At 63.7% G+C, this 18,838-nt stretch carries 21 protein-coding genes; 10 read left to right on the top strand and 11 right to left on the bottom strand.

Annotated features, from left to right (window positions below):
* The first annotated feature begins 53 nt into the window (after nt 1–53).
* From htpG to CFB45_RS13450, 3 genes are read left to right on the top strand one after another with little or no spacing between them, the layout of a single operon-like run.
* Nucleotides 54–1,952, top strand: coding sequence for a molecular chaperone HtpG (htpG, locus tag CFB45_RS13460; RefSeq protein WP_089426046.1), 1,899 nt, complete (start codon nt 54–56; stop codon nt 1,950–1,952).
* An 8-nt stretch (nt 1,953–1,960) separates the two neighbouring features.
* The gene (locus tag CFB45_RS13455) at nt 1,961–2,557 is read left to right on the top strand and encodes a chorismate--pyruvate lyase family protein (RefSeq protein WP_089426045.1); all 597 of its coding nucleotides are present in this window, start codon (nt 1,961–1,963) and stop codon (nt 2,555–2,557) included.
* Entirely contained in the window at nt 2,557–3,033 is a 477-nt protein-coding gene (locus tag CFB45_RS13450; protein WP_089426044.1) for a DNA-deoxyinosine glycosylase, read from the top strand. Before CFB45_RS13455 ends, CFB45_RS13450 begins: the two co-directional genes overlap by 1 nt.
* Before the next feature lie 74 nt (nt 3,034–3,107).
* Here the strand turns inward: CFB45_RS13450 and CFB45_RS13445 are convergent, their stop codons facing one another.
* The 5 genes from CFB45_RS13445 to CFB45_RS13425 all read right to left on the bottom strand — a co-directional run bounded on the left by CFB45_RS13445 (nt 3,108) and on the right by CFB45_RS13425 (nt 6,278).
* On the bottom strand, nt 3,108–4,067 hold the full coding sequence (locus CFB45_RS13445) for a restriction endonuclease (RefSeq protein WP_089426043.1): 960 nt from the start codon (nt 4,065–4,067) through the stop codon (nt 3,108–3,110).
* A gap of 53 nt (nt 4,068–4,120) precedes the next feature.
* Nucleotides 4,121–5,143, bottom strand: coding sequence for a ParA family protein (locus tag CFB45_RS13440; RefSeq protein WP_089426042.1), 1,023 nt, complete (start codon nt 5,141–5,143; stop codon nt 4,121–4,123).
* 283 nt (nt 5,144–5,426) lie between these two features.
* Nucleotides 5,427–5,681 carry a hypothetical protein gene (locus tag CFB45_RS13435; RefSeq protein ID WP_089426041.1) on the bottom strand — a complete coding sequence of 85 codons (255 nt, stop codon included), beginning with the start codon at nt 5,679–5,681 and terminating at the stop codon, nt 5,427–5,429.
* A gap of 13 nt (nt 5,682–5,694) precedes the next feature.
* The gene (locus CFB45_RS13430; RefSeq protein ID WP_089426040.1) at nt 5,695–6,003 is read right to left on the bottom strand and encodes a type II toxin-antitoxin system RelE/ParE family toxin; all 309 of its coding nucleotides are present in this window, start codon (nt 6,001–6,003) and stop codon (nt 5,695–5,697) included.
* Complete coding sequence (locus CFB45_RS13425; RefSeq protein ID WP_089426629.1) at nt 6,000–6,278, bottom strand: YlcI/YnfO family protein; 279 nt, start codon at nt 6,276–6,278, stop codon at nt 6,000–6,002. The genes CFB45_RS13430 and CFB45_RS13425 overlap by 4 nt, the downstream gene beginning before the upstream one ends.
* Nucleotides 6,279–6,434: 156 nt before the next feature.
* On the opposite strand from CFB45_RS13425, the gene CFB45_RS13420 reads away from it, so the two are divergent.
* The 4 genes from CFB45_RS13420 to CFB45_RS13405 all read left to right on the top strand — a co-directional run bounded on the left by CFB45_RS13420 (nt 6,435) and on the right by CFB45_RS13405 (nt 10,796).
* Nucleotides 6,435–7,352, top strand: a complete 918-nt coding sequence (locus CFB45_RS13420) for a spermidine synthase (RefSeq protein ID WP_089426039.1) — start codon at nt 6,435–6,437, stop codon at nt 7,350–7,352.
* 197 nt (nt 7,353–7,549) lie between these two features.
* Complete coding sequence (locus tag CFB45_RS13415) at nt 7,550–7,792, top strand: DUF3311 domain-containing protein (protein WP_011352801.1); 243 nt, start codon at nt 7,550–7,552, stop codon at nt 7,790–7,792.
* On the top strand, nt 7,789–9,339 hold the full coding sequence (mctP, locus tag CFB45_RS13410; protein WP_089426038.1) for a monocarboxylate uptake permease MctP: 1,551 nt from the start codon (nt 7,789–7,791) through the stop codon (nt 9,337–9,339). The genes CFB45_RS13415 and mctP overlap by 4 nt, the downstream gene beginning before the upstream one ends.
* A gap of 96 nt (nt 9,340–9,435) precedes the next feature.
* Nucleotides 9,436–10,796 (top strand): IS3-like element ISBam1 family transposase gene (locus tag CFB45_RS13405; protein ID WP_089425429.1). Its coding sequence is split into 2 segments (ribosomal slippage): nt 9,436–9,895 and nt 9,895–10,796, totalling 1,362 coding nucleotides; the frame shifts between segments, so codons are not numbered across the junction.
* A gap of 63 nt (nt 10,797–10,859) precedes the next feature.
* Here CFB45_RS13405 and CFB45_RS13400 read toward each other — a convergent pair.
* The 5 genes from CFB45_RS13400 to CFB45_RS13380 form a co-directional block, all read right to left on the bottom strand.
* A complete protein-coding gene (locus CFB45_RS13400; RefSeq protein WP_089426037.1) occupies nt 10,860–11,315 on the bottom strand; it encodes a VOC family protein in 456 nt (151 codons plus the stop codon).
* A gap of 260 nt (nt 11,316–11,575) precedes the next feature.
* On the bottom strand, nt 11,576–12,529 hold the full coding sequence (tal, locus tag CFB45_RS13395) for a transaldolase (RefSeq protein ID WP_089426036.1): 954 nt from the start codon (nt 12,527–12,529) through the stop codon (nt 11,576–11,578).
* A gap of 168 nt (nt 12,530–12,697) precedes the next feature.
* Entirely contained in the window at nt 12,698–13,909 is a 1,212-nt protein-coding gene (locus CFB45_RS13390) for a benzoate/H(+) symporter BenE family transporter (RefSeq protein ID WP_089426035.1), read from the bottom strand.
* Nucleotides 13,910–13,962: 53 nt separating this feature from the next.
* Entirely contained in the window at nt 13,963–15,138 is a 1,176-nt protein-coding gene (locus tag CFB45_RS13385; protein ID WP_034190734.1) for a vWA domain-containing protein, read from the bottom strand.
* Nucleotides 15,139–15,165: 27 nt separating this feature from the next.
* Nucleotides 15,166–16,008, bottom strand: a complete 843-nt coding sequence (locus CFB45_RS13380) for an AAA family ATPase (RefSeq protein WP_089426034.1) — start codon at nt 16,006–16,008, stop codon at nt 15,166–15,168.
* 246 nt (nt 16,009–16,254) lie between these two features.
* On the opposite strand from CFB45_RS13380, the gene CFB45_RS13375 reads away from it, so the two are divergent.
* Together CFB45_RS13375 and CFB45_RS13370 are read left to right on the top strand one after the other, a co-directional pair.
* Complete coding sequence (locus CFB45_RS13375) at nt 16,255–16,614, top strand: c-type cytochrome (protein ID WP_011352793.1); 360 nt, start codon at nt 16,255–16,257, stop codon at nt 16,612–16,614.
* A gap of 40 nt (nt 16,615–16,654) precedes the next feature.
* A complete protein-coding gene (locus CFB45_RS13370; protein ID WP_011352792.1) occupies nt 16,655–17,014 on the top strand; it encodes a c-type cytochrome in 360 nt (119 codons plus the stop codon).
* A gap of 98 nt (nt 17,015–17,112) precedes the next feature.
* Here the strand turns inward: CFB45_RS13370 and CFB45_RS13365 are convergent, their stop codons facing one another.
* Complete coding sequence (locus CFB45_RS13365) at nt 17,113–17,547, bottom strand: DUF1841 family protein (protein ID WP_089426033.1); 435 nt, start codon at nt 17,545–17,547, stop codon at nt 17,113–17,115.
* Between the two features lie 260 nt (nt 17,548–17,807).
* On the opposite strand from CFB45_RS13365, the gene CFB45_RS13360 reads away from it, so the two are divergent.
* Nucleotides 17,808–18,737 carry a DMT family transporter gene (locus tag CFB45_RS13360; protein ID WP_089426032.1) on the top strand — a complete coding sequence of 310 codons (930 nt, stop codon included), beginning with the start codon at nt 17,808–17,810 and terminating at the stop codon, nt 18,735–18,737.
* Nucleotides 18,738–18,838: the final 101 nt, after the last annotated feature.

Below are 18,838 nucleotides of genomic sequence, written 5' to 3'. Positions count from 1 at the left end.
CGCCGGGCGCTCGCGGCACCCCATTCAAGTTCAAGTAAGAGGAAACAGCATCCATGGCACATGAAACGATGAGCTTTCAGGCAGAGGTCAAGCAACTCCTCCACCTGATGATCCATTCGCTCTACAGCAACAAGGAAATCTTCCTGCGCGAACTGGTGTCGAACGCGTCCGACGCGGCCGACAAGCTTCGTTTCGAAGGGCTCGCGGACAACGCGCTGTACGAGAACGATCCGAACCTGCGCATCCGCATCGGCTACGACAAGGCCGCGCGCACGATCACGATCGACGACAACGGCATCGGCATGAGCCGCGACGAAGCGATCGCGAACCTCGGCACGATCGCGCGTTCGGGCACCAAGGAGTTCTTCACGAAGCTGTCGGGCGACCAGCAGAAGGATGCGGCGCTGATCGGCCAGTTCGGCGTCGGTTTCTACTCGGGCTTCATCGTCGCCGACAAGATCACGGTTGAAACGCGTCGCGCGGGCCTGCCGGCGAGCGAAGCCGTGCGCTGGGAAAGCGCGGGCGAGGGCGATTTCACGATCGACGCGATCGAGCGCGCGCAGCGCGGCACGACGATCACGCTGCACCTGCGCGAAGGCGAGGACGACCTGCTGTCGTCGCACCGCCTGAAGTCGATCATCCAGAAGTATTCCGACCACATCGCGCTGCCGATCCTGATGCAGAAGGAAGAATGGGATCAGGAAAAGGGCGAGATGGTCCTGAAGGACGAGGACGAGACCGTCAACCAGGCGAGCGCGCTGTGGACGCGGTCGAAGAGCGACGTCACCGACGAGCAGTACACGCAGTTCTACCAGCACATCGCGCACGACCACCAGGATCCGCTCACGTGGACGCATAACCGCGTCGAGGGCCGCAGCGAATACACGCAACTGCTGTTCGTGCCGTCGCACGCACCGTTCGACCTGTGGAACCGCGACTATCGCGGCGGCCTGAAGCTGTACGTGAAGCGCGTGTTCATCATGGACGACGCCGAGCAGCTGTTGCCGCAATACCTGCGTTTCGTGAAGGGCGTCGTCGATTCGGCCGACCTGCCGCTGAACGTGTCGCGTGAAATCCTGCAGGAAAGCCGCGACGTGAAGGCGATCCGCGAAGGCGTGACGAAGCGCGCGCTGTCGATGCTCGAAGAGCTCGCGAACGCGGAAGAGGATGCCGGCAAGGAGAAGTACAAGACGTTCTGGGGCGCGTTCGGCCAGGTGCTGAAGGAAGGCCTCGGCGAGGATCACGCGAACCGCGAGCGCATCGCGAAGCTGCTGCGCTTCGCGTCGACGCACGGCGACACCGACGCGCAGGACGTGTCGCTCGCCGACTACGTGTCGCGCATGAAGCCCGAGCAGAGCAAGATCTACTACGTGACCGCCGATACGTGGCAGGCCGCGAAGAACAGCCCGCATCTGGAAGTGTTCCGCAAGAAGGGCGTCGAGGTGCTGCTGCTGACCGACCGCGTCGACGAATGGATGCTGTCGTTCCTGCACGAATTCGACGGCAAGCCGCTCGCGAGCGTGGCACGCGGCGACCTCGACCTCGGCGAGCTGAACGACGAGGAGAAGAAGGCGCAGGAGCAGGCGGGCGAGGCGATCAAGCCGGTCGTCGAGAAGATGAAGGAAGCGCTCGGCGACAAGGTGAAGGAAGTGCGCGTCACGTTCCGCCTGACCGATTCGCCGTCGTGCCTCGTCGCGGACGACAACGACATGAGCGGTTACCTGCAGCGCATGCTGAAGGCGGCCGGCCAGAACGCGCCGGCGATGCAGCCGATCCTCGAGATCAACCCGGAGCACGCGCTCGTGAAGCAGCTGAACGCCGACAGCGCCGATTTCGGCGACTGGTGCCATCTGTTGTTCGATCAGGCGCTGCTCGCCGAAGGCGGCATGCTCGACGATCCGGCAAGCTTCGTGAAGCGGACCAACGCGCTGCTGCTGTCGCGCGCCGCGTGAACGCACGCATGCGATTCGACGGCGGTCAGGCCGGCTGGCGCGAGACGCCTCGGCCTGGCTGCACGCTCGATCAGCGTGACTGGCTGACGCGCGGCGGATCGCTGACCGCGCACCTCGCGCGGCTCGGCCGCGTGAACGTGCGCGTGACGCGCGAGGCCGTCGACTGCCCGTGGTTCGACGAGCCGGACGCGCTCGCCAGTGCGCCGCGCGCGCCGATGTGGGTGCGCGAGGTGATCCTGTCGGTCGACGGCACGCCGTTCGTCGCCGCGCACAGCATCGCGCCGCTCGCGGCCAGCAAGGGCGTGTGGCAGGCGATGCGGCGGCTGCGCACGCGTCCGCTGGCGGAGCTGCTGTACAGCGATCCGCAGGTCGAGCGTTCGGCGCTCGTCAGCCGGCGCGTGATCGCCGGCCATCCGCTGTATGCGCTGGCGAGCCACGCGCTTGGCGCGGCGCGTGCGCCGCATTCGTTCGCCGCGCGGCGCTCGGTGTTCCAGCGTCACGGCAAGCCGTTGATGGTCACCGAGTGCATGCTGCCGGCGCTGTGGCGCCATCTCGATGCGCACGGCGACGGGCCGCGCTCGGGCGGGCCGGACGGAGGCGCGTGATGTTGCGGGGTTTTCCGCCGGTCGTCGCGGCGAATACGCACACGATGATCCTCGGCAGTTTTCCGGGCGAGGCGTCGCTCGATGCCGCGCAGTATTACGCGCATCCGCGCAACCAGTTCTGGCGGTTGCTCGGCACTGTGCTCGGCGAGCACGGGCTGCACGAGTTCGCGTACGACGCGCGGCTCGAGCGTGTGCTGTCGCACGGGATCGGAATCTGGGATGTATTGGCCGCGTGCCATCGTGAGGGCAGCCTCGATTCGGCGATCCGGCATGCGAAGCCGAACGATTTCGCGTCGTTGCGCGAGCATGCGCCGTTGCTCAAGCGCGTGTGTTTCAACGGCAAGACGGCGGGGCGGTTCGCAGAGGTGATCGGCGCGGCGGGGTACGACACGCTCGTGCTGCCTTCGTCGAGCCCGGCGAATGCGATGCTGACGTTCGAGCAGAAGCTCGCGCAGTGGCGGCAGGTGCTCGATTAGAGTCTGCACTTGTGCAGGAATACGATTACTTCGTGAGTGGGACTATATTTTCGGCTTACGTCTCGCCATGCGGCTTACGAGAGAATCTGTAGAAATGGATTCTTGTTGACAATGGCTGCATGCGATTTTTTCTTAAAAAATGGAATTAGATCGTCGCCTCGCTGCAATAGCATGACGATTTCGTGCAATGAACAGAGCAACATCGTCTTCTGAGTGAGTGCGGTGGTGCATTCCCGAATAACAGGATCGGTGAAGCCAGCGGCTGAAATGAAGATGCCGTTAGCGTTCGCACGGAGGAACACGCGACTGAGATGAGGAAAAAATTCGGCGGTGCCGACTGGCGAGTTGAGCCACTTCATTTCCACAATATGCAGCACGCCGTCGAGTTCTATCACTCCGTCGATTTGCTCAATTACAACCGATGTGTCCGGGTCTTTGCGGCGGAAATCCTCTCGGACCAGAATCCCATAAGCTTTGAAAAGGTCATTGAGAACGCTTTCAAGCAATTTTCCCCGTTCATGGGGCTGGTCATTCATGCCGAATAGTGCTGCAAGTCGCGTGCTCACCTCTTGTATCTTGGTGCGTTTCTCGGCTGTTGCTGCTTGCTCTGCAAGCTGGCGAGCTCGGGTGGCTTCGCGCTCAGCTTCTCGCTCTTGCTTCATGCGCGTGAACGAATCCTTTGCATTGACTGTTTCTCGAACGCTTGCTACAAACCCTTTCGCTTTCATCTGGTCTTCCGGCCAGCAGGTTTCGAAGCTTTCGAACTCCACCACGCGCTTAATAATCTCGCGCCGAGGACGCAGGCCACTATCACCACGTGCATTGACCTTTACGAGAACCCTACGGACGATCTCGAATTTGCTGATGGAGCGCGGGTCTATTGTTACGGTGCGCTCCACTTCGGCAAGATCCTCTTCGGCAACCCCGGCGCCGCGCAGGAAGAGTATGACGCCTTTCTTTGCTCTGCTGAGGCGAGGAATAGTCTCAACGAGCAATTCAAGCAGCTCTGGTGGATAGTGAAATGCGTCGGCCATCGAAATAACCTTTGCTTGGGTTGCAATCTCGTTCGGTGCCCGCGAAGCTACGATCACAGTTTCGCGACTAGATCATCCATCGCCTTCTTTGCATTGACGAGGTAGTCCTCTTTCACCTGCACACGATGGCCGTTGATGGATTGTTTGCCGACCGGGAGTTTCGAGAACGGAAGCCCCTTTGCGAAAGCTACCACGCCGGTTGTCTGAAAATCTCGAATTTCCACGAACCCAGCTGCCACTTTCTTGAAGCCGAAGATTTCAGGATTCGATTTCAAAAGTTGGCTCACGTCACCTTCGATAGCATGCAATACGGCGGCATAGGCCGATGCGGCACCCATATACTGCGTCAGTCGATTCTTGACGATCAGATGAACTTTGGGAAGTGGGCGTTTTGCATCCTTCAGCTTTGTTGCGAAGGCGTACGCAGCGTAAATTTCCGACGGTAGTTTCAGGCCATAGATAAGGGAAAATGCATTTTGGATTGCCCGCCGGGAAGAGTCGTCCGCCATCACGGGAAGCACAATGCGGTCTGCTGTAGAGAGGGCAATCTGCGTATAGAGTGAGAAGCTAGGATTGCAATCGAGAAAGACCACGTCGTATTCGTCGGTAAGCTGATCCAGGAAATCTTTCAACCAATCGACGACGGCAATCCACGGATTCGTTCCCGGAATTTGGTTGTTGGCAAGCGTGTTTACGGCATTCGATTGGAGCTCCAACATTGGATCACCGCATACCAGATCGACGTTTGAGGGTACGCCCTGGTTGTAGCTGTTTGGCTTCGTGATGAAGTCATGCGCGTTGAAAATTGGCGGGGCGTACGGCGCTGGCAGCCGGAGTTGAAAGTACCCACCAACACTGCATCTGGGCACCAAGCCTTGTCGCTCCAGTAGCTTCTCGCTGCCCTTATTATTCAGCCCGCCAAGCATCAACTCGGATAGGTTGGCCTGCGGGCACATGTCGACCGCCAAGATGCGTTTTTTCGGATGTTTTTCAGCGTAGCGAACGATCGATTGAAAGCACAGGCTCGTTTTGCCGGTGCCGCCCTTATTGTTCCAGTATGCGTACTTGACATCCATCGCGTGCTCCACAAGGTGAAATTGTCCAATGTCGACATGTTACTGTCCAAATTGGACGTTTTCAAGTCCTGATGTGTTGACCGAGATCGATGGGGACGAGTGATCGGAGATTCAGCTTTGCTTGTGGAGGTGATTGTAAGGATGGTCACGAGACGCTGGTATCGCGATCTTCGAGTCCGGTGAGGGCGATGCTGTCGTTTGCGTAAAGGCGGGTGTAGTGACAAACAGTTCGTGATCGAAGTCGGTGCGAGTACTAAGTAGAGCCGGGCACTGACTCTAGCGTTCAATCGTCCTTGCCCCATCGCCACCGGGGTTTCTCGCCCTTGATCCAGCACACGGTAATCAGGATCACGGTTAACCCCACGATGCACCCGCCGTACGCGAACGGCGACTTGTGCGGCGGCAAAAGCCACGCGCTCCCAACGATCCCGATCATGAACAGCATCAGCACGACCCAGCCCTGCCACGCGACCGGCAACCCCCAGCCCCAGCCGTAGCGTTTCGCCGGAAACCAGATCTTCTTGTCGGTCGAGTTCATGAGACCCTCGTCGTCAGTGGTAGTCGCTTTCCCGCTGGTGACGCACGGCAAGGATCGTCACCGTATGGCTGTCGTCGATTTCGAACAATGCAACATAGCCGGACGCACCGAACGGGATGATCAACTCCCGCAGAAACGGCATCGACGGATGGACTTTACGGCAGGTGAACGGGGAGGATTCGAGCGTAGCGATGCCCGAAGCAATGGCCGCCAGCGCGCGCTCGGCCACGTCGACATCGGCCTCGTCCCGATCGACGACGAACGCATAGAGTCGGTCCAGATCATCGGTTGCCGCAAGCGTAAAGCGAACCGTATACGTCATTGAGCCTGACGCTTCCTGTCACGGAGTGAGTCGAGCCGTCGACCCAGCCGCTCGAGAACCTCGGACGACGACACATATTCGCCAGTACGGCGGGCCTCGTCCCGTGACGCAAGGCCGCGTGCAATAAATTCACTGTGGAGACGGCGGCGTTCGATGCCTTCGCGGATCGATTGCTCGACGAAACTCGACAGCGTTTCGCCTTCCTGAAGGACATCTTCGGCGGCGTCGCGCAGTTCCGGTTCGACCCGAACCGACGGAAAAGTGGCAGTTTTCATCATTGGCCTCAATGCATCGCAATTGCGATGCATTATCGTCCACGTTGCCGGTGGCTGCAAGTCGGCTGATCGGCCGAGTATCGCCGGCGGCTCCAGCCCTCCGCCAATGCTATCCTCTCGTCCGCTAAAACCAGCTTCACCCAGCGAGATTCACACATGACCCGACTGATCAAGCGCGCGTCCGCCGAGGCGCGCGCGTACAAGCGCAGCAAGCCGTCCGCGTACAACGGCTCCGAAAAACTCCAGCCGCCGCGATTGAAGCGCCGCCCGGACATCGACGAGCACGACGACGTGCCCGTGCTCGAAGCCCCGCGCAAGCCGCGCTTCGCGCCCGTCACGTTCTCGGAAGAGGGCGGCGTGCGCTTCCTGCACTTCGGTACCGAATGGGTGCAGGGCGCGATGCGGATCTCGAAGCCGCTGCATATCGAGCTCGAATATGCGCAGCAGATGATGGCGTGGCTGCTGTTCCTCGAAACGCCCGAGCGGGTCGTCCAGCTCGGGCTCGGCACCGGCGCGCTGACCAAGTTCTCGCACCGCTTCCTGCCGCAAGCGAAGGTCGAGGCCGTCGAGCTGAACCCGGCCGTGATCGTGGCCGCGCGCACGATGTTCGCGCTGCCGCCCGACGATGCACGGCTCGCCGTGCACGAAGCCGACGCGTGGGATTTCGTCAACGATCCGGCCAACCGCGGCACGACGGGCGCGATCCAGATCGACCTGTACGACGCGACCGCGCGCGGCCCCGTGCTCGACAGCGTCGCGTTCTACCGCGCGGTGCGCGGCTGCCTCGCCGACGCGGGCATCGCGACGATCAACCTGTTCGGCGATCATCCGAGCTTCGTGCGCAACATGAAGCACCTGAACGCGGCGTTCGATCACCGCGTGATCGCGCTGCCGGAAGTGCATGACGGCAACCGGATCGCGATCGCGTTCTCGGGCCCCGCGCTCGACGTGTCGTTCGCCCAGCTCGACGAACGCGCGAAGCTGATCGAGGACACGCTGAAGCTGCCCGCGCGCAAGTGGGTGAAAGCTTTGAAAGAAACGACCGGCGCACGCGACACCGCGTTCGCGATCTGACGCTTCATGCACCGGCGGCATGCCGGTGCAACCACGCGACAAGGGGCGGATCACTCGGGTTCGCCCCCGCTTGACCGCGTGCTAGCGGCTCCTATACTGGCGCGAAGCCAGGGGAGCCGCAGCCTACCCGTTTTGCGCTCCTCTCGGCGCCGTACCCGCTCAACAAGATCGATAACCGGGAAAGATGAGGAGACGTCATGGCTCACGATGCCGACGCCAACCGGGCCGCCAAGCGCTGGCTCTGGCTGCTGGTACTGCCGCTGATCGCGATGGTCTGGGTACCGTCGTACAGCAAGATCGAACCGCAATGGTTGGGTTTTCCGTTTTTCTACTGGTACCAGCTGCTTTGGGTCTTCATTAGCGCGGTGATCACCGCGTTCGTGTACTTCAAGACCAAGAACGCGTGGAAGGCGAGCGGCCCGCAGGGAGGTGCACGATGAATCTCGGCGCAACCTTTGTCTTCGTGCTGCTGTTCATCGGTGTCACGATCATCGGTTTCCTGGCCGCGAACTGGCGGCGCGGCGATCTCGCCCATCTCGACGAATGGGGCCTCGGCGGCCGCCGCTTCGGCACGATCGTCACGTGGTTCCTGCTCGGCGGCGACCTCTACACGGCCTACACGTTCGTCGCGGTGCCCGCGCTCGTGTTCGGCGCCGGCGCGATGGGCTTCTTCGCGCTGCCGTACACGATCCTGATCTACCCGTTCGCATTCGTCGTGTTTCCTAAGCTGTGGAGCATCGCGAAGCGGCACGGCTACGTGACGTCCGCCGACTTCGTCAACGCGCGCTACGGCAGCCGGATGCTCGCGCTCGCGATCGCGGTGACGGGCATCGTTGCGACGATGCCGTACATCGCGCTGCAGCTCGTCGGCATCGAGGTGGTGATCGGCGCGCTCGGCTTCGACACGACCGGCTTCGTCGGCGACCTGCCGCTGATCATCGCGTTCGCGATCCTCGCCGCGTACACGTACACGTCGGGCTTGCGCGCGCCGGCGATGATCGCGATCGTCAAGGACATCCTGATCTACATCACGATCGCCGCGGCGGTCATCGTGATCCCGGCGAAGCTCGGCGGCTTCGGGCACATCTTCGCGAGCGTGCCGCCTGCGAAGCTGCTGCTAAAGGCGCCCGACGCGATGAGCCTGAACGGCTACAGCGCGTACGCGACGCTCGCGATCGGCTCGGCGCTCGCGCTGTTCCTGTATCCGCACTCGGTGACGGCGATCCTGTCGTCGTCGTCCGGCAACTCGATCCGTCGCAACATGGCGATGCTGCCCGCGTATTCGTTCGTGCTCGGCCTGCTCGCGCTGCTCGGCTACATGGCGCTCGCATCGGGCGTGAAGGACATGCCGCAGTACGCACCGTACTTCAAGGCCTTCGGCCCGAACTTCGCGGTGCCCGCGCTGTTCCTCCAGTATTTCCCGTCGTGGTTCGTCGGCGTCGCGTTCGCGGCGATCGGCATCGGCGCGCTGGTGCCGGCGGCCATCATGTCGATCGCGGCCGCGAATCTGTACACGCGCAACATTCACCGCGAGTTCGTGAACCGCAACATGTCGCACGAGCAGGAAACGCATGTCGCGAAGCTCGTGTCGCTGATCGTGAAGGTCGGCGCCGTCGCGTTCATCCTCGGGCTGCCGCTGACCTACGCGATCCAGCTGCAGCTGCTCGGCGGGATCTGGATCATCCAGACGCTGCCGGCGATCGTGCTCGGCCTGTACACGCGCGTGCTCGACCATCGCGGCCTGCTGGCCGGCTGGGCGGCCGGCATCGTGTGCGGCACGTGGATGGCGATCTCGCTGAAGCTGGCCGGATCGATCTTCACGATCCACCTGTTCGGTCTCGCGATTCCCGGCTATGCAGCCGTGTGGTCGCTGATCGTGAACCTGGTGGTGGCGGTGGTGGTGAGCGTGCTGGTGCGCGTGATGGGCATGGCGCACGCGGAGGATCGCACGCGGCCGGAGGACTATCTCGACGTGGTGGAAGGCTGACGCCGCCTGCACGGCCACGCAATGAAAAAGCCCGCCACCGGCAAATGAACTGCACCCCAAAAGTTGGACATCGATCCAACCTTTGGGGTGTTTTTCATGAGCAAGTACACGGAGCAGTTCAAGGTATCCATTGCAGAGGAGTACGAGTCCGGCCACGCTGGGTTCCGTGAGATGTCCAAGCGCCACGGCGTCGATGAGGCGACGATCCGCAAGTGGGTGGCGGCCCATCGCATACATGGTCCGGCGGGCTTGAAGAAGAAGTGCGAGCGCTACAGCGCAGAGTTCAAGTTGCTTGTACTGCAGCAAATGCGTAGCGAAGGGTTGTCAGCGCGTGAGACGGCTGCACGCTTCAACATTAGGAACCGTACGGCCATCGGCCAGTGGAAACGCCAGTATGATGAAGGCGGTATAGACGCACTGTCGCCGCGCCAGCGGGGGCGCCCCAGGAAGATGCCCAAGCCACCGCTCACGCCACCGCCGCTACCCGAGGACGATACGCGCTCCCGACAGGAACTACTCGACGAGTTGAACTTCCTGCGCATGGAGAACGCGTACTTAAAAAAGCTCGAAGCCTTGGCTCAAGCGCAGCAGCGATCAGCGCAACGCAAAAAGCGCAAATCGTGCTCGAGCTAAGGCAGCAATATCCGCTTGCGGGCTTGTTGAAGGTTGCCGGCTTGGCGCGCAGCACGTTCTACTATCATCAGAAATTGCTCGGAGCAGCCGACAAGTATGCCGATACAAGGGCAAGAATCTGCTCGCTGTTCGAACGGCACAAGGGCCGCTACGGCTATCGACGCATCACGCTCGCTCTACGTAATCTGGGACAGGTGATTAACCACAAGACTGTGGCGCGTCTGATGGGTGAGTTGCGGCTGAAGTCTTGTGTGCGCCCGAAGAAATACCGCTCCTACAAAGGTAGCGTCGGACGTGTTGCACCTCATGTTTTACAGCGTCGGTTCTACGCAAAGCGTCCGAACGAGAAGTGGGTAACGGATGTCACGGAATTCAACGTGGGCGGCCAGAAGCTGTACCTGTCACCAGTGCTCGATCTGTACAACGGCGAGATCATTGCTTATGAAACCGCGAGGCGCCCGGCGTTCGAGATGGTCAGCGCAATGCTTCGCAAGGCATTGGCGCGCTTGAAGTCACACGAGCGGCCTCTCTTGCATTCGGATCAGGGCTGGCAGTACCAGATGCCTGCGTATCGCCGCCTACTGCAGCAACGAGCGCTCACGCAAAGCATGTCGCGTAAAGGGAATTGCCTGGACAACGCCGCCATGGAGAGCTTCTTCGGCACGCTGAAATCCGAGTTCTTCCATCTGAATCGGTTCCGCAACCTGGACGAACTGCAAACCGGCTTGGCAAGCTACATCCACTACTACAATCACGACCGCATCAAACTGAAACTAAAAGGGCTGAGTCCCGTGCAATACAGAACTCAGCCCTCTCAGCCCTAGCCGTCATAACCCGTCCAACTTTACGGGGTCAGTTCACAAAGGTGGCGGGCTTTGCTTTTCGCGTTATCCCTGCGCGCGCTCTGCGAGGTTCTCGCGCTGCGACAGATCCTCGACGTTGACCATCCAGTGCACGCCGAAACGATCCTTCGCCATCCCGAAGCCGAGCGCCCAGAACGTCTTGCCGAACGGCATCGTCACTTCGCCGCCGTCGGCGAGCGCATTGAACAGCTTCTGGCCTTCCTCGACCGTCGCCGGGTTCAGCGACAGCGAATAGCCGGCGTGCACGCCGCCGCCGGGCTGGCTGCAGTCGCCGTCCGAGCACATGATCATCGACTCGCCGATCGTGAAGCTCGCGTGCATCACCTTGTCGGCCATCTCCGGCGTCATCGGATAGTCGGGATTCGGCGGCGCGTCCTTGAAGTGCATCTTGAACATCGTCTTCGCCCCGAGTGCCTTTTCGTAGAACTGAAGGGCTTCGTCGGCGCGACCGTAGAACGTAAGGTACGGTTGGACTTGCATCGTTGTCTCCTGTATTGAGGGGGCCGGCCTACACTTCTGCGCGGGTTCGGCGTCGTACAAGACTGACTGGGAAAGGGGGCCTCGGGAGGCGGCCGACGCACCCGTGACGTGGATTGTAGTGCGCGTGCTTGACGATGGAATGAAAAATAAAAACGGCCGCGAACATGACGTTCGCGGCCGTGTGCGGCGTGCGTGCTGACGGCTGTTGCCAGTGTTGCTGACAGCCGCTGACGCTTGTCGCGGCTCAGTGGCTCAGTGGCTCAGCGCAGCGAGTCGATCAGCTTCTCGAGCTTCACCGCATCGGCGGCGAATACGCGGATGCCTTCGGCGAGCTTTTCGGTCGCCATCGCGTCGTCGTTCAGCTGGAAGCGGAACGCGGCCTCGTCGATCGCGACACGCTCGGACGGCTTGTCCTGCAGCGCTTCCGGCGACAGCTTGCGCGCGACCGTCTCGTTGCTGTCCTGCAGCTTCTGCAGCAAATCGGGACTGATCGTCAGCAGGTCGCAGCCGGCCAGTTCGATGATCTGGCTGGTCGTGCGGAAGCTCGCGCCCATCACTTCGGTCGTGTAGCCGAACGTCTTGTAGTACGTGTAGATGCGGCGCACCGACTGCACGCCCGGATCGTTCGCGCCGCCGTCCTTCTCTTCATTCCACTCGGCGCCGGCCTGCTTCTTGTACCAGTCGTAGATGCGGCCGACGAACGGCGAGATCAGCTGCGCACCGGCTTCCGCGCATGCAGCGGCCTGCACGAGCGAGAAAAGCAGGGTCATGTTGCACTTGATCCCTTCCTTCTGCAGCACCTCGGCCGCGCGGATGCCTTCCCACGTCGACGCGAGCTTGATCAGGATGCGTTCGCGGCCGATGCCGGCTGCTTCGTACAGCTTGATGAGCTCGCGGCCCTTGTCGATCGAGCGCTGCGTGTCGAACGACAAACGTGCGTCGACCTCGGTCGACACGCGGCCCGGGATCAGCTTCAGGATCTCGGTGCCGAATGCGATCAGCAGGCGGTCGATGATGAAATCGGTGCTTTCGTTGCGATGATCGCGGACGGTTTTCTCGAGGATCGGCTTGTACGCATCCTTCTGGACGGCCTTCAGGATCAGCGACGGGTTCGTGGTCGCGTCCTGCGGCTGGTATTGCGCAAGCTGCTGGAAATCGCCCGTGTCGGCGACGACGGTCGTGTACTGCTTCAGCTGGTCGAGTGCGGTAGTCATGGCGATTCGGAAGAAGGGCGCAAGGCGCCGGGTTCTCACGGGCCGCGCGAACGCGGCGGCGAAGCGAGGCGGCGCCGGGCACCGCCTCCGATCCCCTATTCTAGGCCCGATTCGTGTCGGGCACGTTCTGGCGTGTCCGATGGCCGCGGCGGCGGGCGCCGTGCAGCGTCACGCGGGGCGGCGCGCGTTCAGGATCACCTGCGTGACGACGCCCGCGACGAGCCCCCAGAATGCCGAGCCGATCGACAGCAGCGTGAGGCCCGACGCGGTGACCATGAACGTGACGAGCGCGGCTTCGCGCTGCTTCACGTCCTGCATCGCGTTCGCGAGTCCGCTCATGATCGAGCCGAACAGCGCGAGCGCGGCGACCGACACGACGAGCGCCTTCGGCAGCGCCGCGAACAGCGCGGCGATCGTCGCGCCGAAGATTCCCGCGACCAGGTAGAACGTGCCGCACCACACGGCGGCCGTGTAGCGTTTCGCGTGATCCTCGTGCGCTTCCGGGCCGGTGCAGATCGCGGCCGTGATCGCCGCGAGGTTGACGCCGTGCGAGCCGAACGGCGCGAGCAGCAGCGACGCGAGGCCGGTCGTCGCGATCAGCGGCGACGACGGAGCCTGATAACCGTCCGCGCGCAGCACCGCGATGCCCGGCACGTTCTGCGACGCCATCGCGACGACGAACAGCGGGATGCCGATGCTGACGATCGACGCGATCGAGAACGCGGGCATCGTGAACACGGGCTTCGCGAACGCGATGTGAAAGCTGCTGAAGTCGAGCAGGCCGAGACCACCGGCGACTGCCGTGCCGACGATCAGCGTCGTGACGATCGCGTAGCGCGGCGCGAGCCGCTTGATGATCAGGTAGGTGAAGAACATCGCGAGCACGAGCGCCGTCTGGAACTGCGCGGCACGGAAGATCTCGATGCCGATCTCGAACAGGATGCCCGCGAGCAGCGCGGCTGCGATGCCGGCCGGAATCTTGCGCATCAGCGTGTCGAACAGCCCGCTCACGCCGACGGCCGTCAGCAGCACCGCGCAGACGACGAATGCGCCGATCGCCTCGGGGTAGGGCACGCCGGGCAGCGACGCGATCAGCAGCGCGGCGCCGGGCGTCGACCACGCGACGACGACGGGCGCACGAAAGCGCAGCGACAGGCCGATCGTCGTCAACGCCATGCCGATCGACAGCGCCCAGATCCACGACGAGATCTGCGCATCGGTGAGGTGGGCGGCGCGGCCGGCCTGAAACATCAGCACGAGCGAGCTCGTATAGCCCGTCATCATCGCGACGAAGCCGGCGACGAGGGCCGAGACGGACGTATCGGCGAAAAAGCGGCGGCCGCCGGCGCGGCTGGCGCTCGCGGTGGGCGAGGGGTTCATGCTATCTCCGGGGGAGGCCGCTCGGACGCGGCCTTCGTGTCTGGGTGGGGGCGTTACTTGCTGAGTGCGCGCATCGCGGTTTCGAGGCCCGCGAGCGTGAGCGGATACATGCGATGGCCGAGCAGGTCGCGGATCACCGCGACCGACTGCCGGTATTCCCATAGCCGTTCGGGCTCGGGGTTCAGCCATGCATGATGGGGGAACTGGTCGGCGAGGCGGCGCAGCCATACGGCGCCGGCTTCCGGGTTGTTGTACTCGACCGAGCCGCCGGGCTGCAGCACTTCGTACGGGCTCATCGTTGCATCGCCGACGAAGATCAGCTTGTAGTCGGGCGTGAACTTGTGCAGCACGTCCCACGTCGCGGTGCGTTCCGAGTGGCGGCGGCGGTTGTTCTTCCACAGGTGGTCGTACACGCAGTTGTGGAAGTAGAAGAATTCCAGGTGCTTGAATTCGGCCTTCGCGGCGGAGAACAGCTCTTCGGTGCGCTTGATGTGATCATCCATCGAGCCGCCGACGTCGAGCAGCATCAGCACCTTCACGTTGTTGTGGCGCTCGGGCACCATCCGCAGGTCGAGCCAGCCCGCGTTCGCGGCGGTGCTGCGGATCGTGCCGGGCAGGTCGAGCTCCTCGGCGGCGCCTTCGCGCGCGAAGCGGCGCAGCCGCCGCAGCGCGACCTTGATGTTGCGCGTGCCGATCTCGACGGAATCGTCGTAGTCGCGATACGCGCGTGCTTCCCACACCTTCACCGCGGTGCGGTTGCCGTTCGACGGGCCGCCGATGCGCACGCCTTCCGGGTTGTAGCCGCCGTGCCCGAACGGCGACGTGCCGCCGGTGCCGATCCACTTGTTGCCGCCTTCGTGGCGCTCCTTCTGCTCGTCGAGCAGTGCCTTCAGGCGCTCCATCAGCTTGTCGAGCCCGCCCATCGCCTCGATCTGCGCCTTCTCCTCCGGCGACAGCTCGCGCTCGAGGCGCTTCTCGAGCCAGTCGAGCGGAATGTCGAATGCTTCGGACGGCAGCGCGGACACGCCGTGGAAATACGCGCCGAACGCCTGGTCGAACTTGTCGAAGTACTGCTCGTCCTTGACGAGCGTCATCCGCGCGAGGAAGTAGAACGCGTCGATCGACGGCGAGATCAGGCCGGCCTTCAGCGATTCGAGCAGCGTCAGGTATTCCTTCACCGAGACGGGCAGCTTGGCTGCGCGCAGCGCGTAGAAGAAATTGAGCAGCATGGCCGGGCCTTCGCGGGTGAGAGAGGATTACCGGTTGTGCCGGTTCATGTAGACGAGCCGTTCGAGCAGGCTCAGGTCCTGCTCGTTCTTCAGCAGCGCGCCCGCGAGCGGCGGCACGATCTGCTTCGCATCCACGCCGCGCAACTGGTCGGCCGGGATGTTCTCGGCGAGCAGCAGCTTCAGCCAGTCGAGCAGCTCGGACGTCGACGGCTTCTTCTTCAGGCCCGACACGCCGCGCAATTCGAAGAAACTCTCGAGCGCCGCGCGCAGCAGCTCCTCGCGGATGTCCGGGAAATGGACCGCGACGATCTTCTGCATCGTCGCCGGGTCGGGAAACTGGATGTAGTGGAAGAAGCAGCGGCGCAGGAACGCGTCGGGCAGCTCCTTCTCGTTGTTCGACGTGATGATGACGAGCGGGCGGTGCTTCGCGCGGACCGTTTCCCGTGTTTCGTACACGTGGAACTCCATCCGGTCGAGCTCGCGCAGCAGGTCGTTCGGGAATTCGATGTCGGCCTTGTCGATCTCGTCGATCAGCAGCACGCTCGGATGCTCGGCATCGAACGCCTGCCACAGCACGCCCTTGACGATGTAGTTCGAGATGTCCTTCACGCGCGCGTCGCCGAGCTGCGAATCGCGCAGCCGCGATACGGCGTCGTATTCGTACAGGCCCTGCTGCGCCTTCGTGGTCGACTTGATGTGCCACTGCAGCAGCGGCATGTCGAGCGCGGCGGCCACTTCCTCGGCGAGCATGGTCTTGCCGGTGCCGGGCTCGCCCTTGATCAGCAGCGGGCGTTGCAGCGTCAGCGCGGCATTGACCGCGAGCTTCAGATCGTCGGTGGCGACGTAGTGCGAGGACCCTTCGAAACGCATGGCGGCGCTCTTCTCAATCGGGGAAAAAAACCCAGTATAAGTCAGAAGGGCTGTCCGGTTGGGCCACGCCCGCGTATCGTTGCGGGGCTGTGGCGGGGCGAACCGGGGTGCCTTGTGGACGCGTTCCCCGCCGACGCGGTACAATCTGGCCGTTTTTTTTGGCCTGCGTGGCGACCTGATAAGCATAACGGCGCGGGCCGTTGCCGCTTCGGCGCCAGTTTCCCCTCAAGCTAGGTTACAAGAGCTATGAACAAATTCGTCGGCAAACACGTCGTTGTCGCAGCGCTCGTGGCGCTCGCGGGCAGCGCGCAGGCGGCCGGTGTGGTCGGCAACCCGAAGGACGGGGCGAGCAAGGCCGCCATGTGCATCGGTTGCCACGGCATCCAGGACTACCGCGCGGCGTACCCGGAGGTCTACCGGGTGCCTGTCCTCGGCGGCCAGAACCAGCAATACCTCGAGAACGCGCTGAAGGCCTATCGCAAGAAGGATCGTCACTTCCCGTCGATGAATGCGATCGCCGGTTCGCTGACGGACCAGGACATCGCGGATCTGGCGGCGTACTACGCCGTCCAGAAGGCCGACACGAAGGACAATCCCTACAAGTAAAGCGCGCGCCGCCGATCTGACCGGCGGGACAGGAGCATTCATGAACAACGCATTCAAGACGGCGGCGGTTGCACTGGCGGCCGGCCTCGCGATCGGTACCGCGCACGCGGCGGACACCACGAAGGGCAAGGAACTGGTCGAATCGCACAACTGCGCCGCCTGCCACGGCGCGCAGATGAACAAGCCGATCAACGCCGAATATCCGCGCCTCGCCGGCCAGCACGCCGACTACCTCGTGTGGGCGATGCGCCAGTACCAGATGGGCCTCACGAATCCGCTGCTCGGTCGCAACAACGCGATCATGCAGGCGCAGGTGCAGAGCCTGTCGGTCAGCGACATGAAGGACATCGCGGCCTACATCGAGTCGCTGAAAGAAACCGATCTCGTGTTCAAGAAGTAAGCGCGACGGGCCCGACGGGCTCGCGCAGCAAAAATACCCCGCCTCGGCGGGGTATTTTTTTGTCCGCGCGCCGCGCGCGTGGGCCGGCGCCGCGGCGCTCAGTCGCGCGAGGCGCGACGCAAGATGCGCTGCAGGTAAGCGTCGGTATCGGGCGGCGTGCTCGTGCGCTGGGCTTCCCAGATCGTCTCGCCGAGGCATTCCATGATCACGTGCTGCGCGTCGTGGGTCGAGTCGAGCTTGGCCGCGAGCTTGTCGTGTGCAGCGCGGATGCCGGGCGGCTGGTCGATCGACAGCTGCTCGCTGATCGCGAGATGCATCGACAGGTGCAGGAACGGGTTCGTGCGGCCTTCCTCGGGCGTGTACTCGCGCGCGTTCGCGCCATCGGCATCGGCGAGTTCGTCGTGGTATTCGGGATGCTCGACGATCCAGTCGGCTGCCATCGCTTCCAGCGGCGTCAGGATCTCGCCGGCGCGCTGCTTGCGCCAGGTCTCGGTGAAAAAGCGACGCACTTCGTCGCGGCTTGGATTGAACATGGTGGGGAAACGTCGTGATTCGGACGGCGTGGTGCCGCGTCGCGCATTGTACGCCGGGTCGGCGGACGGCGCTGGCGGCGGGCGGGAGCGGGTTGCGCGGCGGCCCGCCGGGCGAGCAGGTGCGTAGCCGCGCGGCGCCGGCGGGTTGCCGGCACCCTGAGCCGGCGCCGGGGAACGGGTAAGCGCGGGCTAGGCTCGCCGCCGCCGCGCCGTTACACTCCGACGATTTCCGGCGCCACGCCGATCGTCCTCGTTCCATCATGACCGCTACCGCCCGCCCGTCGTCCGCCGCCCTGCAGGGCACGCTCTACGTCGCGCTGTCCGCCGCCGCATTCGGCGCGATGGCGATCTTCGGCCGCTACGCGTATGCGGCCGGCGTCGACGTGCTCGGGCTGCTGATCGTGCGCTTCGCGATCGGCGGCGCGGTGCTCGCCGCGATCGCACGGCATCGCCGTGTCGCGTGGCCGCGCGGGCGCGCGCTCGCGCCGCTCGTGGCGATGGGCGCGCTCGGCTATGTCGGGCAGTCGTTCTGCTATTTCAGCGCGCTGCAGCACGCACAGGCGAGCCTCGTCGCGCTGCTGCTGTACCTGTATCCGGCGTTCGTCACGCTGCTGGCCGCGTGGTGGCTCGGCGAGCGCCTCACGCGCGCGAAGGCCGTCGCGCTCGTGCTGTGCGTCGCGGGTTCGGCGCTGATGGTCGGCGGCGGGCATGGCGAGCCGCTCGGGATCGCGCTCGCGCTGGCCGCCGCGGTGATCTATTCGCTGTACATCGTCGGCGGCACGAAGGCGACGCGCGGCGTCGATCCGCTCGCGACCACCGCGATCATCTGCCTGTCGGCCACCGCGACGCTCGTGGCGATCGCCGTCGTGCGGAGCGCCGCGTTCGGCGCGCCGCCGCGCTGGCCCGCGACGGCCGGCGGCTGGGCGTCGATGCTCGCGATCGCGCTCGTGTCGACGGTGGCGGCGATGCTCGCGTTCTTTGCCGGGCTCGAACGGCTCGGGGCCGCGCGCACGTCGATGCTGTCGACGCTCGAACCGGTCGTGACGGTCGCGCTTGCGGCGCTGCTGTTCGGCGAAGCGCTGTCGCCGCTGCAGTGGGCGGGTGGCGTCGCGATTCTGGCTGCCGTGCTGGCGCTGGTGCGCGCGGGCGGTGCGGCGGCAGACGACGCGACGGCGACGTCCAACGCGTAAGTCGGGAAGGGGGGAGGGGGGAAGCGGGGCGGCAGCGCGGGTGGCGACGCGCTATCGTGGTGGCGGCTGCGGTATGCCGGCCGGCCAACGGCCGACGCGGC

Source organism: Burkholderia sp. HI2500 (genome assembly GCF_002223055.1).
Lineage (GTDB): Bacteria > Pseudomonadota > Gammaproteobacteria > Burkholderiales > Burkholderiaceae > Burkholderia.
This window is presented reverse-complemented; position numbering and strand designations above follow the sequence as displayed.

Coding starts and splice junctions, on each gene's coding strand:
- htpG (WP_089426046.1), top strand. CDS start 54: ATGGCACATGAAACGATGAGCTTTCAGGCAGAGGTCAAGCAACTCCTC.
- CFB45_RS13455 (WP_089426045.1), top strand. CDS start 1,961: ATGCGATTCGACGGCGGTCAGGCCGGCTGGCGCGAGACGCCTCGGCCT.
- CFB45_RS13450 (WP_089426044.1), top strand. CDS start 2,557: ATGTTGCGGGGTTTTCCGCCGGTCGTCGCGGCGAATACGCACACGATG.
- CFB45_RS13445 (WP_089426043.1), bottom strand. CDS start 4,067: ATGGCCGACGCATTTCACTATCCACCAGAGCTGCTTGAATTGCTCGTT.
- CFB45_RS13440 (WP_089426042.1), bottom strand. CDS start 5,143: ATGGATGTCAAGTACGCATACTGGAACAATAAGGGCGGCACCGGCAAA.
- CFB45_RS13435 (WP_089426041.1), bottom strand. CDS start 5,681: ATGAACTCGACCGACAAGAAGATCTGGTTTCCGGCGAAACGCTACGGC.
- CFB45_RS13430 (WP_089426040.1), bottom strand. CDS start 6,003: ATGACGTATACGGTTCGCTTTACGCTTGCGGCAACCGATGATCTGGAC.
- CFB45_RS13425 (WP_089426629.1), bottom strand. CDS start 6,278: ATGAAAACTGCCACTTTTCCGTCGGTTCGGGTCGAACCGGAACTGCGC.
- CFB45_RS13420 (WP_089426039.1), top strand. CDS start 6,435: ATGACCCGACTGATCAAGCGCGCGTCCGCCGAGGCGCGCGCGTACAAG.
- CFB45_RS13415 (WP_011352801.1), top strand. CDS start 7,550: ATGGCTCACGATGCCGACGCCAACCGGGCCGCCAAGCGCTGGCTCTGG.
- mctP (WP_089426038.1), top strand. CDS start 7,789: ATGAATCTCGGCGCAACCTTTGTCTTCGTGCTGCTGTTCATCGGTGTC.
- CFB45_RS13400 (WP_089426037.1), bottom strand. CDS start 11,315: ATGCAAGTCCAACCGTACCTTACGTTCTACGGTCGCGCCGACGAAGCC.
- tal (WP_089426036.1), bottom strand. CDS start 12,529: ATGACTACCGCACTCGACCAGCTGAAGCAGTACACGACCGTCGTCGCC.
- CFB45_RS13390 (WP_089426035.1), bottom strand. CDS start 13,909: ATGAACCCCTCGCCCACCGCGAGCGCCAGCCGCGCCGGCGGCCGCCGC.
- CFB45_RS13385 (WP_034190734.1), bottom strand. CDS start 15,138: ATGCTGCTCAATTTCTTCTACGCGCTGCGCGCAGCCAAGCTGCCCGTC.
- CFB45_RS13380 (WP_089426034.1), bottom strand. CDS start 16,008: ATGCGTTTCGAAGGGTCCTCGCACTACGTCGCCACCGACGATCTGAAG.
- CFB45_RS13375 (WP_011352793.1), top strand. CDS start 16,255: ATGAACAAATTCGTCGGCAAACACGTCGTTGTCGCAGCGCTCGTGGCG.
- CFB45_RS13370 (WP_011352792.1), top strand. CDS start 16,655: ATGAACAACGCATTCAAGACGGCGGCGGTTGCACTGGCGGCCGGCCTC.
- CFB45_RS13365 (WP_089426033.1), bottom strand. CDS start 17,547: ATGTTCAATCCAAGCCGCGACGAAGTGCGTCGCTTTTTCACCGAGACC.
- CFB45_RS13360 (WP_089426032.1), top strand. CDS start 17,808: ATGACCGCTACCGCCCGCCCGTCGTCCGCCGCCCTGCAGGGCACGCTC.